We start from the raw sequence: 13,525 nt of genomic DNA on the forward strand, positions 1-13,525 counted from the left end.
TGTCTCCTGAGCAGAACGGCATGCGTCGGCCGCAGCGCGGCGACGCGGCCTGGGAGTGGTCGACGGGGGTCCGCCGAGAAGCGTTGCGATGAAGGAGATTCGCGGTTCTGGTCGTGAGCGTTGTGGATCGCTATGGCAATCCAAAGCGCTCACGAGATCTGAGCGGAAGCGCAGAACTGCGAAATTCCGGGCGATAGCCCGAGGAATCAGGGGATCAACACGCCGAAGTGGTCACGCGCACGTAGTCGACGTGCCGGCGGATAACCAAGCGGATCATGAGCCGAAGAGTAGCTGGTTGATCGCGGCCCGCAAAACGTGTTCACCAGTTGAGACGGAAGTCGGCACGCCGATCAGCGGCCCGCGCCACGAAGAACCAATCGCAAAGATAATCCACAAAGGACATCGAACTTGACGAAATCAGGTGGCGCGCCAGCTGTTTTCCGGCAGTTCGAACGCTGCGCGACGGTCTCTTCGGAGCGAGGCCGCGGGCCAGCGCGCGAGTTTGCAGCGCGAAATGCGCCAGGGCGGCGCACTTGGGGTCGCCGTCGGCGCATCCCGCTTGTTCCGCGAGCGCGGCCCGGTGGCGCGTCCACATCCGGTCGGCGTACGAGCGCAACGCACCGCTGGACTCGCCGAGCGCCACGAACGACTCCCACCTCGGATCACCGCCGACCCGCTCGACCGCCTGCAGCACGTACTGGCGCAGCGCGGCCGGGATGGACTCGCCGGGCGCGCGATCGCGGACCGTCGCAACGAGCTCGGCCTCGTGGTCGACGGCCTCGTCGAAGACGAGCGCCTCCTTGCTCGGGAAGTGTGCTTGAACAGCGTCGTCGTCGACACGTCGGCGGCGTCGGCGATCTCGCGGACGCTGACCTGATCGAAGCCGCGCTGGAGGAACAGCTCCATGGCGGCGTCGGCCAGCGCCTGGCGGGTGGCCGCCTTCTTCTGCTCCCGCCGCCCCATCGTGCCTTCGGTCATGCAAGGCGCGGTACACAAACGCGGAACAGTTTAAAAAAATTGCACAAGTTCACTTTTGTTCTCGATGTGGTGTCTTCGGTCGGGCCGCACAGCGCGACGCCCGGAAGCTCTGATCCGCGCCGTCCGAGGCCGACGGGCTCTTCGACTCCCCCGATCTCGCTACCGCCGTGGCCAACGCCGGAGCCGCCCGCGAGAGCCCGCGCAGCGCGATCGCCACCGACGAGCCCGGCCTCTCCGGCATCCCCTGACGCCCGAGCACCACCCGCCCCACCGGCACGGTGCCGTCGGCGCGACATCGCTGTTGACCAGCCGATTTCGGGTTTCCCGTGCCCTTACGGCGACGTTTCTACGGGGCTATCCTGCACCTGCGGTGGTCCCGCGCGGCGGGGACGCGTCGGGGGTCCGGATCAGGTCGGGGGGCCGGTTCGCAGTGAGAGCCGGTACCAGACGTCGCGTTTGCCTCGGCTTGTCGGCCGAACCGCCAACGATCTCCGCCCGGGGACGCTCGTCGCCGGAGAGGAGGTGCCAGTCATGAGATCAGATGCTGCTCGGCCCGGTCTTCTCGAATGGGAGCCCCCGGAGTTCGACGAAGTCGAATGGGAGACGCCCGAGTTCGAAGAAGTCGTATGCGCCTCAGAAGTCACGATGTACGTCTCGCGGCTGGAGGAGTAGGCGCGGTGGGACGACCGGCAGTCGATCCCCGGGCGCCGGCAGACCGGCGCCCGGCCACCAACGCCGCGGGACCGCGATGAGCACGACGGTGCGCCCGTCGAGCCGGCCCCGACTGGCGCCGCACGTGCGCCTGGGGTTCGACCGGTCCCGCAAGAAGTACATGCTGCTGGGACCGGAGTCGGTGACGGTCCTGAACACGACCGGCGCGGCCATCCTCGACCTGTGCGACGGTCAGCGGACGGTCGCCGAGATCGTGGCGAAGCTGAGTTCCCGCTACGCCCACGTGGTCGACGACGAGGTGGCGCAGTTCCTCACCCGCCTCGCCGCCAAGCGGTGCGTGGAGGCCGACGATGACTAGACCGTTCGGTTTGCTGGCCGAGCTCACCTACGCCTGCCCGCTGCACTGCCCGTACTGCTCCAACCCGCTCAAGCTCGCCGACTACGGCGACGAGCTGACCACGGCGGAGTGGCGCCGGGTGCTGACCGAGGCCCGCGAGCTCGGCGTGGTGCAGCTGCACCTCTCCGGCGGGGAGCCGCTCCAGCGCCGGGACCTGGTGGAGATCGCGCGCACCGCCGCCGAGCTGGGCCTGTACACCAACCTCATCACCAGCGCGATCGGCCTCTCGCCGCGCCGTGCGGAGCAGCTTCGCGCCGCCGGTCTCGACCACGTGCAGATCAGCATCCAGGCCCACGAGGCGGCCCTGTCCGACCGCATCGCGGGCACCCGTTCCTTCGAGCGCAAGATCGCGGCGGCCCGGACCGTGAAGGACCTGGGCTGGCCGCTGACGGTGAACGTCGTCCTGCACCGGCAGAACATCGACCGGGTCGCCGACATCATCGCGCTGGTCGAGCGGCTGGGCGCCGACCGCATCGAGCTCGCCAACACCCAGTACTACGGCTGGGGCCTGCACAACCGCGCCGCGCTGCTGCCCAGCAGGACGCAGGTGGAACGGGCGGAGCAGGTGGTGCGAGCCGCGCGGAAGCGCCTGGAGGGACGGGCGGAGCTCACCTACATCCTCCCCGACTACTACCTCGACTTCCCCAAGCCCTGCATGGGCGGCTGGGGGAAGCTGCAGCTCACCGTGGTGCCCAACGGCGACGCCCTGCCCTGCCCCGCCGCCCACACGCTGCCGCTGCCGCGCGTGAGCGTGCGCGAGAAGTCGCTGGCGTGGATCTGGGCGGAATCGCCGCTGTTCCAGCGCTTCCGCGGCACCGGCTGGATGCCCGAGCCGTGCCGCGGCTGCCCGCGCCGCGAGATCGACTTCGGCGGCTGCCGCTGCCAGGCGTTCCTGCTCACCGGTGACGCGGCGCGCACCGACCCGGTCTGCATCCTCTCGCCGGACCACGAGATCGTGGCCGAGGCGGTGCGCGCCGCGAACGCGGAGACCAGGCCGGTCGCGGAAGTCCTCGCCCCGCGCCCGCATCCCCGCGACACCCGGTAGGAACCGGACAGCCCGGCGCGCGATGCCAGCGGCGGAACACGACCGGATCACGGTGCGGGCGTTGCTCGCGCGCCCGGTCTACCGGCGGTGGTGGGCCGCCGCGACGATCTCGCGCGCCGGGGACGTCCTGGCCGGGGTGACGCTGCTCCTGCTGGTGCTGGACCGAACCGGCTCCGGTACGGGTGTGGCCGGAGTGGTGATCGCCGACGTCCTGCCGGTGCTGCTGCTGGCTCCCCTGGCGGGCCTCGTCGTCGACCGCTGGCCCCGGCGGCGGATCATGATCGCGGCGGATCTGGTCCGCGTGGTCCTCGCCGCGATGCTGCCCCTGGTCGATGCTCACGTGTTCGCGATCTACGCGATCGCGTTCGCGCTCTCCGCCGCCGCGGTGTTCTTCAACCCCGCCGCCAACAGCCTGCTGCCCGCGCTGGTCGGCGAGCGCGAGCTCGTCGCCGCGAACTCCGGTGTCTGGACGGCCGCCATCATCGCCCAGATCGCGCTCGCACCGCTGGCCGGAGCGCTCGCCGCGGCAGCCGGCTTCGCCGTCGCGTTCTGGGTCAACGCCGCTTCCTTCGCCGCCAGCGCCGTGCTGCTCGCCGGGATGGCGGTACCCGGTCATCGCGCCGCCGCGACCACCCGGGGCTGGCTGCGCGACTCCCTCGACGGCGCGCGCCTGCTCGTCGCCGACAGGCTGCTGCGAGCGCTGGCCGCCGCGCAGCTGCTCGCCGCGCTGTCGGCCGGGGCCATCAGCGCCCTGCTCGTCGTCCTCGCCCGGGAGCGGCTCGGCCTCGGCCCGCAGGGTTTCGGGTGGCTGCTGGCGGCGATCGCCGTCGGCGCGGTCGCCGGTCCCGTCCTGCTGACCCGGGCCTTGCGCGGCCGCGTCGGCCCGAACGTCGTGTTCGCCGCCTTCGGGCTGCGCGGCCTGGTCAACGTGCTGCTGGCCGTGACGACGTGGCCCGTTCTGGCCGCCGCGTCGCTGCTGTTCTATGGCCTGGGCACCTCGACGGGAACCATCGCCTTCACCAGCCTGGTGCAGACCCACACCGACGAGACGGTGCGGGGGCGCGTCTTCGCCGCCCTGGACTCGCTGTTCCAGGCGGGCAGGCTGGTGAGCCTCCTCCTCGGCGGTCTCCTGGCCGACGCGCTCGGCATCACGGCCGTCTACCTCTTCGGCTCCGCGCTGCTGCTCGCCGCAGCGGCGAGCGGCTTCGCACTCGCCCGGGACCCCCGCCGGCGATGATCACGCCGGAGTCGTCGAGGCTGTCGTCCCAGAATGGGACGCGGGCACGCGTGAGGCCTGTCTGCCTCTGGCACACCGGGCGGCCGGTTTCGCACGAAACCGGCGCTCCGTGTGAGGGCGGAACGCCGATTTCGCGCGAAGAAGACTCATCGCAGAAGAGGGTCTAGCCGGGGCCTGAAGCCGCCGGTGTCGAGCAGGCTGCGGGTGATGCAGTTGGTCAGTTCGCGGAAGCCGAGGGCGGTGCCCCGCACCTTCATCCTCGGAAGACCTCGACCTCTACCCCCGGGCACCGACGCGCCAGACCTGCCTACGCGGTTAACCGCGAAGAGCTAACGGATGTCGCCCGGATTCTCGCGCCTCGGGCACAACCGGTGGTCTTCGGGGAACGATGATCGTCCGGTGGCGTTTGGCTATCAGGTGCGGTCGTGGAGAGTGATTCGGTAGCCGTCGGGGTCGGCGAAGGTGAATGTCCGACCGAAGGGGCCGTCGATCGGTGCGGAGACGATGGTGTGACCGTCGGCGACCAGAGCATCGTGAATGGCCTGGACGTCTGTGGCGTGGAGCCAGATCGCGGCACCGATGCCCGGTTGAGCAACGGATGCGAGATCGGTGCCGGGAACGACGTCGCGGAGTGCGAACGCGATCGGCTTCGTCTCGAAGACGACGGCGTGCGGAGGTCCGGCCTGCGAGCGGACGAGGCCGAGGTACTGCTCGTAGAACGCCTGCGAAGCGTCCAGGTCGCGCACCTGGAGCGAGATGAAGTCGGGGCCAGTGGCGGGCATGATGCTCCTTCCTTACGTGTCAGTTTTCTGACACGGGCCAATCTATGTCAGAATCCTGACATGAGTCAAGACGGTGTCGACCTGAAGACGTCACTGGGCTACCTGCTGAAAGAGGCGTCGAGCGCCCTGCGCGTAGCCATGGAAGAGGTGCTGCGGCCGCTCGGGATGAGCGTGACGCACTACTCCTGCCTCGAACTGCTGGCTCAACGACCGGGCTTGTCGAACTCCGAGCTCGCGCGGGGCGCGTTCGTGACCCGGCAGACGATGAACGTGCTGCTCCAGACCCTGGAACGAGACGGCTACGTGACCAGACCTGCGGAAGCACCCATCGGGAAGGTTCTCCCCACGCGGCTCACGCCTCGCGGACGACGGAGCCTGGAGAAGGCGACCGCAGCGGTCCGGTCCGTCGAGGTCAGAATGCTGGCCGGCATGACCGAGACCGAGCAGTCAGACGCGTTCCGGATCCTGCAGAGCATGATCCATTCCCTGCGCGATGGCAACGACGGCGCATAGCTCGTTCCCCGGCGCACGTCTCGTCGCGCCCGGACAGGAGCGCAGCCGAGTGTGGGAATCCGTGCGGGCGACCTCGAAAACCGACAGCCCCGACTACACCCTCTTCTGCGATGAGCCGCGAAACCGTCACGGTGTCAGGCGCCGGGCACCTTCGGGATCAGCCGGGCAGGGCCATTCTGAAACGACCTCTTGATGAGAAGGCCTCTGAGACCCGCACCGCCACGCAAAACGAGCCGGAGACAGGATCTACTACTAGACGCTGCGCAGCACCGAGACGACCGTGCCCAGCACGGCGGCCTTGTCGCCGTCGATGACCTCGTAAGCCGGGTTGCGCGGTTCGAGGTACACGTGGCCGTTGCGGCGGCGGTACACCTTGACGGTGGCCTCGTCGTCGATCATCGCGGCGACGATCTGGCCCGAGTGGGCCTCGGACTGCTGGCGCACCACGACGATGTCGCCGTCGCAGATCGCGGCGTCGATCATCGAGTCACCGCGCACCCGGAGGCCGAAGACGTTGCCGCGCCCGGTGAGCTCGCGGGGCAGGGTCAGCACGTCGTCGACATGCTCCACCGCCGAGATGGGCGTACCGGCGGCGATGTCGCCGACCACGGGCACGGGCACCGAGTGCTCGGCGGACTCCCGTGTGGACGGTTCCCGGAGGAACGCGCGCACGTCGATCGGCCGGGACATCGTGTTGCTGCGCCTGAGGAAACCCTTCTCCTCCAGGCTCGCCAGGTGCTTCGACACCGACGAGGACGACCGGAGGCCGACCGCGTCGCCGATCTGCCGAGTGCTCGGCGAGTACCCGTGCCGTATCACCCAATCCCGGATGGTGACCAGGATTCGCTGCTGGCGCAGCGGCAGGGTCGAGGGGTCCAGGTGCTCGAACACATCGAGATCGTCGTAGGCGGCCACCCGCTGAATGGTAGAGGTGCGCACCCGCGACCGGCCCACCGCCCTGCGAGGCCATCCGGCCAACACTTTGCTCTTGCGCTAAGTGTTGCGAAGGGTTAATACTTAGCCTCATGGCTCAGTATTCGGCTGTGCTCGACGGCGTGTTCATCGCGCTCGCCGATCCGACGAGGCGCGCGGTTCTCCGGCAGCTCGGTCGCGGGCCGACGAGCGTCGGCGACCTCGCCCGGGATGCCCCCATGACGTTGCCGTCGTTCATGAAGCACGTGCGGGTGCTCGAGTCGAACGGCCTGATCCGCACGGCCAAGTCCGGCCGGGTGCGCATCTGCGAGCTCAACCGGGAGCGGTTCGCGCTCGTCGAGGACTGGCTCGCGGAGCAGCGGCGCATCTGGACGGACCGCACCGATCGCCTGGAGCGGTTCGTCACCAACCCGAAGGAGGAGCAGTGAACACCGAACTCGACCTCGGCATCGATCGGGTCATCCGCGCGCCCCGCAAGCAGGTGTGGGACGCGTGGACCGATCCGGCAAACCTGGCGCAGTGGTGGGTGCCCGCCCCGACCCGCTGCCGCGTCGAGCGCCTCGACGTCCGGCCCGGCGGCGCGTTCGTCACGCTGATGAGCGACGACGGCGACGCGTTCGTCCCGCACCTGGACGCGTGCTTCCTCGTGGTGGACGAGTACGAGCGGATCGTCTTCACCAACGCGCTCGACAGCGGCTGGCGCCCCGCGAGCCCCGCACCGGTCCCGATGACCGCCGAGATCGTCCTGCGGGACCACCCGGACGGCACCGACTACCGGGTCGTCGTGCGCCACGGCGACCCCGCCGCCCGCGCCCGGCACGCCGAGCTGGGTTTCGCCGAGGGCTGGGGCACCACCACTGCCCAACTCGCCCGGCTGGCCGAGGGCGAGACCGGGCGATGAAGGTCGCCGTCACGGAATTCGTCACCCTCGACGGCGTGAGCCAGGGACCAGGTTCGTCCACTGAGGACACCAGCGGCGGCTTCACGAGGGGCGGCTGGCTCGTGCCGCACATGGACGAGGCGTTCGTCCGGCGCGCGTCGGAATGGCTCGACCACGCCGATGGCCTGCTGCTCGGCCCGGCGGACGTACACGGCGTTCGCCCGCGACTGGCCGACGATCACCGACCCCGACGACCCGTTCACCGAGCGGATGAACTCGCTGCCGAAGTACGTCGTGTCGAACACCCTCGATGAGGGGAACTGGCCGCCGACCACGGTGCTCCGCGGCGATGCCGGCGAGGCGGTCCGCGAACTGAAGGCGCGGCCGGGGCGGGAACTGCAGGTCCACGGCAGTGCCCGGCTCAGCAGCGCACTGCTGTCGATGGGGCTCGTCGACACGCTCCGCCTGGTCGTGGTGGCGCCCACCGTGCTCGGCACGGGCCGACGCCTGTTCACCCACCCGACTGCGGCAACTGGCCTGCAACTCGTCCGGCACGAGGCCACGACGCGGGGCCTGCTGCTCCTTGAGTACGAGGTCACCGGCGACGCGGCGGTCGGCGACTACGAGGGCGTCACGCAACTCGGATAGGCGCCAGGCACGAGCACTCACCACGAAGGCCCACCGCGCGCCTGCTGGTTGGAGCACTGCCCCAACCGGCGGCGACCGCGGTTCAGGCCGGTGGTTCGGGTTCTGCCCGCCTGGCGGATGGCAGCCTGGCGACCAGCCTGGCTCCCGCTTCGGCGTCCGCCGCACGGAGGGTGCCGCCGTGCCGGGTGGCGATGTCCCGGGCGAGCGTCAGGCCGAGGCCGGAGCCGCCCGCGTCTCGCGTGCGCGCGTCGTCCAGGCGGGCGAAGCGGTCGAAGACCCTTTCGCGGTCCTCGACGGGGATTCCGGGTCCGTCGTCGAGGACTTCGAGGACGACCTCGTCCGCTTGCTCGCCGACTCGCACGGTGACGTTCGAGCGCGCGTCGCGCACCGCGTTGTCCAGGAGGTTCCGCAGCAGGCGTTCGAGCTGCACCGGTTCTCCCACCACCGGTGCCGGCCCCTCCACAATGGAGCTCACCTTGGGACCTCCTGCGTCGAACGAGCGCTCGGCGACCTGTTCCGCCACCACATCCGCGAGATCGACGACCGCCGACGGCTGCCCGTCCGGGCCGACGGCTAGTTGCAGGAGGTCCGCGGTGATGCGCTGCAGGCGTTGGACGTCGAGCAGCGAGCGGTGGGCGATGTCGGGCCAGTCCGCCCGGTCCGGGTGCGCGAGCGAGACCTCCAGGCCCGCCCGCAGGTTCGCGAGCGGGCTGCGCAGCTCGTGGCTGGCGTCGGCGACGAATCGTTCCTGCTAGTCGTGCGCGCGCTGAAGGCGGTCGAGGGTCTCGTTCGTCGTGTACCACGGCGGGCTGACCATCGGGTACTGCACCCAGCTGTGCCTGGTCCCGGATCGGGGAATCGCCTTCGTGCTGCTGACCAACGGCACGTCGGGCGAGCAGGTGAACCAGGAGGTGCGTGCCGCGCTGCTGCGGGAACTGGTCGGCATCGCCGCCGAGACGCCGCCCGCCGAACCCGGCGACGCCCCTGCCGACGCCGCCGGATTGGCGGGCAGTTTCGACGCGTCCTTCTACCGCCTCGAACTCAGCCAGCGCCCCGACGGGCGGGCCGCGGTGCGCATCCACCGCCCGACGCCCCGGCCTGGCAGCTACTACCTGGAGCCGCCGTCGATCGAGCAGGTCGCCTGGTTCGGGCGGGACCGGCTGGTGATCACCGAGCCGGCGAGCGAACGCGGCACCACCATCGACGTCTGCCGGGACGACTCCGGCGCGATCGGCGGACTGCGCCTGCGCGACCGGCTGGCGCCCCGGATCGGCGGCTGACTCACCGATCAGGAGGCGCTGGCGAGCTGGCTCTTGAACAGCTGGCCCGAAGTCGGCAGCGAAGCAGGCTCGGGCCAGCGCTCCGGGTCCCAGGCCCCGGACCGCAGGAACGCCCGGCCGCAGTGCACGAACAGCTCGTCCACCTCGACGACCACCGCCAGCGCGGGTTCGACGCCGCGAGCGGCGAACTCGGCGAAGAACGGGGCGGAACGCACCATCGTCGCGCGGCCGTTGACCCGCAGGACGTGGTCGACGCCCGGCACCACGAACAGCATGCCCACGCGGGGGTGCTGGAGGATGTTGCGGAAGCTGTCGAGGCGCCGGTTCCCGTTGCGGTCGGCGAAAGCCAGCGTCCGTCGTCGTCGAACAGCAGCACGCTGCCCGCCGCGTCGCCGCGGGGCGACAGGTCGACGCTGCCGTCCGCGGCGGTGGTGGCGAGGAAGAAAAGCCTTGAGGCTGCGATGAAGTCCCTGCTGAGGATCCCGGCGATGCCCTTGGCCGCGATCGCCGGTGCCGGCGGCTCCACCACCTCGCGGAGCGCCGCCTCCGACGTCACCAGCTCGGCCTGGCCCAGATTCCACGTCGTCATGCGCGTGCCCTTCGATTCGCGACGGCCAGCAGGTAGAGCAGGTAGGGGGCGCCGACGGCCCCGGTGACCACGCCCACCGGGAGCTGCAGCACGGCGCCGGAGAAGAGGTGCTGCGCCACGAGATCCGCGACGAGGGTCACCAACGCGCCGGTCATCGCCGCCGGGAGCAGACTCGGTCGGCCGGTCCGCAGCAGACGCACCGAGATCGGCCCGGACACGAACGCCACGAAGGCCACCGGACCGGCCACCGCGGTCGCGACGCCGGCCAGCGCCACGGCCACCGCCAGCAGTCCCAGGCGGCACCACTCGACCCGCAGCCCCAGCCCCCGGGCGACCTCGTCGCCGAGCTGCAGGGCGGCGAGCACACGACCGAGCACCAGCGCGACCGGCACCAGCACGGCCAGGAACGCCGCCGCGGTGGCAGCCTCGGCCCAGCCGACGCCGTTGAGGCTGCCGGTCAGCCAGAACAGGGCGATCGTCGCGATTTCGGTGTCGCTGCGCGTGATCAGGTACGAGACGATGCTCGACAGGACCGCCGCGACGCCGATGCCGACCAGCGCCAGCCGGTGACCGGTGATGCCGCGCCGCCACGCCAGCAGGTAGATCAGCCCGGCCGTGGCCAGCCCGCCGGCCAGCGCCGCCGTCGGCAGCACGAAGCCGGACGCTCCGAACACGGTGATGCACAGCAGGGCGGCCAAGCTCGAACCGGCCGTCACGCCGATCACGTCCGGACTGGCCAGCGGATTCCGCAGGATGTGCTGGAAGATCGAGCCGGCCAGCCCGAGCGCCGCCCCGACCAGCAGACCCGTCAGGGCACGCGGCATCCGCAGCCGCAGCACCACGTAGTCCGTTCTCGGCGTGCCCTGGCCGAATAACGTCGCGACCACGTCGGGCACGCCGATCGGATACCGGCCGAAGCACAGGGCGAAGATCAGGACGGCGACCACGGCGGCGGTGAGTCCAGTGAGGACGACCGCGTAGCGGAGGCCGTTGCGGCGGCGCGCCGCGACCAACGTCGTCATACGGCCACCAGCTTGCGGCGCCGGACGAGGTGGATGAACACCGGTGCCCCGATGATCGCCGTGACGACGCCGACCTGCACCTCGCCCGGCGGCGCGGCCACGCGCCCGACGATGTCGGCCACCAGCAGCAGCAACGGGGCCAGCAGCATCGAGAACGGCAGCAGCCAGCGGTGGTCGGGGCCGGTCAGCAGCCGCGCGGCGTGCGGGACGATCAGGCCGACGAACGCGATCGGGCCGGCTATCGCGGTCGCGGAGCCGCACAGCACCACGACCGCCGCCGCGCAGGTCGCGCGGCCGACCACCACATTGTGCCCCAGCGATCGGGCCACATCGTCGCCCAGCGAAAGTCCATTGAGGACCCGGGTGCACGCGAAGGCGAGCACGAAACCGGCCACGAGGAACGGCAACGCCTGCCAAGCGGAGTCCGAGGACCGGCCCCACAGCGAACCCACCTGCCAGAACCGGAACTGCTCGAAGGTCACGTTGTCGGTGACGAGGACGCCGGTGGTCAGCGAGCCGAACGCGGCGGTGCACGCCGCCCCGGACAGTGCGATCCGCAGCGGCGTGCCGCCCTCCCCGCCCAGCATGCTCACCCCGTAGACCAGGACCGATGCGAGGATCGCACCGAGGAAGCCGAACCACACGTACCCGGCCACCGACTGCACGCCGAGCACGCTGATCGCCAGCACGATGCACAGCGATGCACCGGCGTTGACGCCCATGATTCCCGGGTCCGCCAACGGGTTCCGGGTCACGCCCTGGATGATCGCGCCGGCGAGCCCGAGCGCCGCGCCCGCGAGCAGCCCCACGATCGTCCGCGGAATGCGCACCTGCCAGATGATCAGGTGGTCGGGAGAGCCCGGACGCGGGTGCAGCAGCGCGTCCAGCACCACGGCGGGCGCGAGACCCTTGGCGCCCACCATGATGCTCGCGAAGGCCGCCAGCACCAGAACCGCCGCGATCGCTCCGAGGACGAGACCGGGACGCGTCCCGCGCCGCACCGAACCCACGGCGCTCAGCGCGCCAGCGCCTGCGCGACCAGCGGGACGACCTGGTCCACCGCGCGGACCAGGCCGAGCGGGGTGCCGCTGGAGAATGCGTCCGAGATCTCCTCGTCGGAGAGCACGACCGCGTGCCCCGCCTGGGCCGCGGGCACCGACCGGAACAGCGGATCGCCGGAGATGTCCTCCGCGCTCACGCCGATCGGCGACATCAGCACGAGATCCGCGTCGAGCAGGTCCATCCGCTCCGGCGAGATGGAGACCGAGAAGCTCTCCCCCGCTTGGGCCTGCACCTGCGGCGACTGGACGAAGCCGAGGCGTTCCATGAGCTCGACGCGGGAACCGCCGTTGACGTAGGCGCCGTAGGAGCCGACCATCTTGGAGCCGACGACCACGGTCTTGCCCGCGAACTCCGGGTGCGCGGCCACGGCTTCGCGGAACTTCGCCTCGACGTCCGCGTGGACCTGCTGCGCCTCCGCGGTCCGGCCGAGGGCCTTGCCGATCATGTCGAGCTGCTGGTCCCAGTTCGTCCGGTACGCCTGCCCGCCGACCGGGATGCTCACCACCGGCACGCCCAGCCCGGCCAGCAGGTCGTGGCGGTCCCGCTCGCCGCTGGCGCGGGTGTCCAGGATCAGGTCCGGTTCCAGCGCGGCCACGGCCTCCATGTCGACTTCCATGGTGCCGAGCATCGTGGGCGGCGTCGCGTACCTCTTGTCCGCGGGCAGCCACGGCGGAACGCCGTCCCCGCCGATCGGAAGCCAGTCCGCAGCGCCTACCGGCTGCACGCCGAGAGTCAGGGCCACCTCCGCGTCGCCCCAGCCCAGGGCGACGACCCGCTGCGGGCGCTCCGGAATCGTGACGTCACCGAACGCGGTCGGAACGGTCACCGGGAACTGCCCGTCCCCCACCACCGGCTCCTTCCCGGGCTCCGGCCCGCCGCACCCGGCGAGCGCCGCCACCAGCACCAACAGCATCGCCGCGAGCGCTCCGCGACCCCGACGCCCAGAGAACCGCATCAAGCCCCAATCAGAGTGGTTAAGTACACCTAACCTAACTAGTCCGACTGGGTCGAGTCCAGCACCCCCAGCGCGGCCAGGGACGACGTCGGTCACACCGGGCGGCCGGGACAACAAGCCCGGCACCGGACTCCACAGTGGAATCCGGTGCCGGGCTCAGGGGTCGTTGCAGAATGCCGTGCAACCGCACGCGCCGGACCCGGCTACCAGCGGCGCAATCGCCACTCTTCGAGCGCCCAGCTCACAGTTTCAATTGAGCGTTTTTCATCCTGGTCGGCCCGCAGCCGCGGATCGCAAACCCACACGTCGATGAGGTGTCGCATGCGTCGCAGCGCATAACCCACCTACGACACTCGCACCGCTGCGGGTTCACTGCGCCCGTGCCCCTGGGACACTCCTGGGCGAGGACGGCCCTGACGCCGTGTATTGGGCATACATATTGATTGGTAGTGCAAATGTGGCGTGTCTAGTCTGCGGCGTAGCGGACTTCGTCCTTGCCGAAGAAGGCTTGTACGCGTTCGGGCTGGTTCTG

General features: G+C 70.5%; 18 protein-coding genes and 2 pseudogenes. 10 read left to right on the forward strand and 10 right to left on the reverse strand.

The genetic code is table 11. The features are described from left to right. Positions 1-319 precede the first annotated feature (319 nt). Positions 320-595, reverse strand: a complete 276-nt coding sequence (locus tag AC07FN_RS30725; protein WP_478398757.1) for a hypothetical protein — start codon at positions 593-595, stop codon at positions 320-322. Here AC07FN_RS30725 and AC07FN_RS30730 point away from each other — a divergent pair. Beyond that, a complete protein-coding gene (locus AC07FN_RS30730; RefSeq protein ID WP_478398758.1) occupies positions 581-877 on the forward strand; it encodes a hypothetical protein in 297 nt (98 codons plus the stop codon). The two genes, AC07FN_RS30725 and AC07FN_RS30730, sit on opposite strands and share 15 nt — an antisense overlap. Here AC07FN_RS30730 and AC07FN_RS30735 read toward each other — a convergent pair. Further along, a pseudogene (locus AC07FN_RS30735) lies at positions 862-978 on the reverse strand (TetR/AcrR family transcriptional regulator); the annotation flags it as partial. The gene AC07FN_RS30730 and the pseudogene AC07FN_RS30735 overlap by 16 nt on opposite strands. 531 nt (positions 979-1,509) lie before the next feature. Here AC07FN_RS30735 and pqqA point away from each other — a divergent pair. The 4 genes from pqqA to AC07FN_RS30755 all read left to right on the forward strand — a co-directional run bounded on the left by pqqA (position 1,510) and on the right by AC07FN_RS30755 (position 4,329). Beyond that, positions 1,510-1,650: a pyrroloquinoline quinone precursor peptide PqqA gene (gene pqqA, locus AC07FN_RS30740; protein ID WP_452613195.1), complete on the forward strand. Its 141-nt coding sequence runs from the start codon at positions 1,510-1,512 to the stop codon at positions 1,648-1,650. Between the two features lie 76 nt (positions 1,651-1,726). Further along, positions 1,727-2,008 carry a pyrroloquinoline quinone biosynthesis peptide chaperone PqqD gene (gene pqqD, locus AC07FN_RS30745; protein WP_478398740.1) on the forward strand — a complete coding sequence of 94 codons (282 nt, stop codon included), beginning with the start codon at positions 1,727-1,729 and terminating at the stop codon, positions 2,006-2,008. After that, entirely contained in the window at positions 2,001-3,092 is a 1,092-nt protein-coding gene (gene pqqE, locus AC07FN_RS30750; protein WP_478398741.1) for a pyrroloquinoline quinone biosynthesis protein PqqE, read from the forward strand. Before pqqD ends, pqqE begins: the two co-directional genes overlap by 8 nt. Positions 3,093-3,114: 22 nt before the next feature. Continuing rightward, positions 3,115-4,329 carry an MFS transporter gene (locus AC07FN_RS30755; protein WP_478398742.1) on the forward strand — a complete coding sequence of 405 codons (1,215 nt, stop codon included), beginning with the start codon at positions 3,115-3,117 and terminating at the stop codon, positions 4,327-4,329. Positions 4,330-4,742: 413 nt separating this feature from the next. Here AC07FN_RS30755 and AC07FN_RS30760 read toward each other — a convergent pair whose 3' ends face one another. Further along, the gene (locus AC07FN_RS30760; protein WP_478398743.1) at positions 4,743-5,111 is read right to left on the reverse strand and encodes a VOC family protein; all 369 of its coding nucleotides are present in this window, start codon (positions 5,109-5,111) and stop codon (positions 4,743-4,745) included. A gap of 60 nt (positions 5,112-5,171) precedes the next feature. Here AC07FN_RS30760 and AC07FN_RS30765 point away from each other — a divergent pair, with 60 nt between their 5' ends. After that, positions 5,172-5,624, forward strand: coding sequence for a MarR family winged helix-turn-helix transcriptional regulator (locus tag AC07FN_RS30765; protein WP_478398744.1), 453 nt, complete (start codon positions 5,172-5,174; stop codon positions 5,622-5,624). A gap of 252 nt (positions 5,625-5,876) precedes the next feature. Here AC07FN_RS30765 and lexA read toward each other — a convergent pair whose 3' ends face one another. Then, positions 5,877-6,539: a transcriptional repressor LexA gene (gene lexA, locus AC07FN_RS30770; RefSeq protein ID WP_358381128.1), complete on the reverse strand. Its 663-nt coding sequence runs from the start codon at positions 6,537-6,539 to the stop codon at positions 5,877-5,879. A 110-nt stretch (positions 6,540-6,649) separates the two neighbouring features. On the opposite strand from lexA, the gene AC07FN_RS30775 reads away from it, so the two are divergent. From AC07FN_RS30775 to AC07FN_RS30785, 3 genes are all read left to right on the forward strand, one after another. Further along, positions 6,650-6,985: an ArsR/SmtB family transcription factor gene (locus AC07FN_RS30775; protein ID WP_358381120.1), complete on the forward strand. Its 336-nt coding sequence runs from the start codon at positions 6,650-6,652 to the stop codon at positions 6,983-6,985. Continuing rightward, positions 6,982-7,458, forward strand: coding sequence for an SRPBCC domain-containing protein (locus AC07FN_RS30780; RefSeq protein ID WP_478398745.1), 477 nt, complete (start codon positions 6,982-6,984; stop codon positions 7,456-7,458). Before AC07FN_RS30775 ends, AC07FN_RS30780 begins: the two co-directional genes overlap by 4 nt. A 159-nt stretch (positions 7,459-7,617) precedes the next feature. After that, positions 7,618-8,085 carry a dihydrofolate reductase family protein gene (locus tag AC07FN_RS30785; protein ID WP_478398746.1) on the forward strand — a complete coding sequence of 156 codons (468 nt, stop codon included), beginning with the start codon at positions 7,618-7,620 and terminating at the stop codon, positions 8,083-8,085. A gap of 82 nt (positions 8,086-8,167) precedes the next feature. Here AC07FN_RS30785 and AC07FN_RS30790 read toward each other — a convergent pair whose 3' ends face one another. After that, on the reverse strand, positions 8,168-8,560 hold the full coding sequence (locus tag AC07FN_RS30790) for a sensor histidine kinase (RefSeq protein WP_478398747.1): 393 nt from the start codon (positions 8,558-8,560) through the stop codon (positions 8,168-8,170). 108 nt (positions 8,561-8,668) lie between these two features. Next, a pseudogene (locus AC07FN_RS30795) lies at positions 8,669-8,821 on the reverse strand (histidine kinase dimerization/phospho-acceptor domain-containing protein); the annotation flags it as partial. A 58-nt stretch (positions 8,822-8,879) separates the two neighbouring features. Between AC07FN_RS30795 and AC07FN_RS30800 the strand changes: the two are divergent. Further along, on the forward strand, positions 8,880-9,365 hold the full coding sequence (locus AC07FN_RS30800) for a hypothetical protein (RefSeq protein WP_478398748.1): 486 nt from the start codon (positions 8,880-8,882) through the stop codon (positions 9,363-9,365). Positions 9,366-9,373: 8 nt separating this feature from the next. On the opposite strand, the gene AC07FN_RS30805 is transcribed toward AC07FN_RS30800, so the two are convergent. The 4 genes from AC07FN_RS30805 to AC07FN_RS30820 are packed head-to-tail and all read right to left on the reverse strand — an operon-like array spanning position 9,374 to position 12,951. Continuing rightward, positions 9,374-9,946: a pyridoxamine 5'-phosphate oxidase family protein gene (locus tag AC07FN_RS30805; protein WP_478398749.1), complete on the reverse strand. Its 573-nt coding sequence runs from the start codon at positions 9,944-9,946 to the stop codon at positions 9,374-9,376. A gap of 4 nt (positions 9,947-9,950) precedes the next feature. Then, positions 9,951-10,976: a FecCD family ABC transporter permease gene (locus AC07FN_RS30810; protein ID WP_478398750.1), complete on the reverse strand. Its 1,026-nt coding sequence runs from the start codon at positions 10,974-10,976 to the stop codon at positions 9,951-9,953. Beyond that, positions 10,973-11,977: a FecCD family ABC transporter permease gene (locus tag AC07FN_RS30815; RefSeq protein WP_478398755.1), complete on the reverse strand. Its 1,005-nt coding sequence runs from the start codon at positions 11,975-11,977 to the stop codon at positions 10,973-10,975. Before AC07FN_RS30815 ends, AC07FN_RS30810 begins: the two co-directional genes overlap by 4 nt. A gap of 14 nt (positions 11,978-11,991) precedes the next feature. Continuing rightward, on the reverse strand, positions 11,992-12,951 hold the full coding sequence (locus AC07FN_RS30820) for an iron-siderophore ABC transporter substrate-binding protein (RefSeq protein WP_478398751.1): 960 nt from the start codon (positions 12,949-12,951) through the stop codon (positions 11,992-11,994). Between the last annotated feature and the right edge of the window lie 574 nt (positions 12,952-13,525).

This window comes from Saccharopolyspora sp. NPDC045941 (assembly GCF_056431445.1).

Excerpts from the sequence above, each read along its gene's own strand:
- AC07FN_RS30725 (WP_478398757.1), bottom strand. The coding sequence starts at position 595 with ATGTGGACGCGCCACCGGGCCGCGCTCGCGGAACAAGCGGGATGCGCC.
- pqqA (WP_452613195.1), top strand. The coding sequence starts at position 1,510 with ATGAGATCAGATGCTGCTCGGCCCGGTCTTCTCGAATGGGAGCCCCCG.
- pqqD (WP_478398740.1), top strand. The coding sequence starts at position 1,727 with ATGAGCACGACGGTGCGCCCGTCGAGCCGGCCCCGACTGGCGCCGCAC.
- pqqE (WP_478398741.1), top strand. The coding sequence starts at position 2,001 with ATGACTAGACCGTTCGGTTTGCTGGCCGAGCTCACCTACGCCTGCCCG.
- AC07FN_RS30755 (WP_478398742.1), top strand. The coding sequence starts at position 3,115 with ATGCCAGCGGCGGAACACGACCGGATCACGGTGCGGGCGTTGCTCGCG.
- AC07FN_RS30760 (WP_478398743.1), bottom strand. The coding sequence starts at position 5,111 with ATGCCCGCCACTGGCCCCGACTTCATCTCGCTCCAGGTGCGCGACCTG.
- AC07FN_RS30765 (WP_478398744.1), top strand. The coding sequence starts at position 5,172 with ATGAGTCAAGACGGTGTCGACCTGAAGACGTCACTGGGCTACCTGCTG.
- AC07FN_RS30775 (WP_358381120.1), top strand. The coding sequence starts at position 6,650 with ATGGCTCAGTATTCGGCTGTGCTCGACGGCGTGTTCATCGCGCTCGCC.
- AC07FN_RS30785 (WP_478398746.1), top strand. The coding sequence starts at position 7,618 with ATGGCCTGCTGCTCGGCCCGGCGGACGTACACGGCGTTCGCCCGCGAC.
- AC07FN_RS30810 (WP_478398750.1), bottom strand. The coding sequence starts at position 10,976 with ATGACGACGTTGGTCGCGGCGCGCCGCCGCAACGGCCTCCGCTACGCG.
- AC07FN_RS30820 (WP_478398751.1), bottom strand. The coding sequence starts at position 12,951 with ATGCTGTTGGTGCTGGTGGCGGCGCTCGCCGGGTGCGGCGGGCCGGAG.